This window comes from Microbacterium umsixpiens, from assembly GCF_053543675.1.
In genome coordinates this window covers 2,057-2,677 of record NZ_JBLVOH010000175.1, presented here as the reverse complement: position 1 = coordinate 2,677, position 621 = coordinate 2,057, and the positions used below count along the sequence as shown (strand labels likewise).

General features: G+C 67.6%; 1 protein-coding gene. It reads left to right on the top strand.

Annotated elements, in window-relative coordinates:
* On the top strand, positions 1-552 hold a 552-nt coding region (locus tag ACNPM4_RS16775; RefSeq protein ID WP_448986437.1), incomplete at its 5' end, for a sulfite exporter TauE/SafE family protein.
* Positions 553-621 lie beyond the last annotated feature (69 nt).

Sequence of the window (621 nt, the reverse complement as noted above, 5' to 3'; positions counted from 1 at the left end):
GCGTTCCTCGGCTCGTTCGGTGGCGCGGCCGTCGCGACGGTACTGCCGCCCGCCGCGTTCAAGCCCATCATCGTCATCGCTCTGCTGGTCGTCGCCCTGTTCACCGCGTTCCGACCGCAGATGGGCGCGGCGACGAAGCTGCGGTACCACGGGCACAAACACCACATCATGGCGGGTGCCGCCGGGCTCGGCATCGGCTTCTACGACGGGATGATCGGCCCGGGCACGGGCACTTTTCTCGTCATCACGCTCGTCGCCCTGCTCGGTTACGACTTCCTGCAGGCGAGCGCGAAGGCGAAGATCGTGAACCTCGCGACGAACGCGGGCGCACTGATGCTGTTCATCCCGCACGGGGCGGTGCTGTGGCTGCTGGGCGGCATCCTCGCGGTGGCGAACGTCGCGGGCAGCTACCTGGGGTCGCGGATGGCGATCTCGCGGGGGACGACCTTCATCCGTGTCGTCTTCCTCGTGGTCGTGGTCGGCCTGATCGCGAAGCTCGGGGTCGACGTGTGGAACGAGAACATCGTCCCCGTGCTCGCGCTCCTCGGCTGAACGGCGTTTCGTCTCGTCGCTGCGCTCCTCGCTCAACGACCGGAGGCACCTCGGTCGACGACGTTTCGT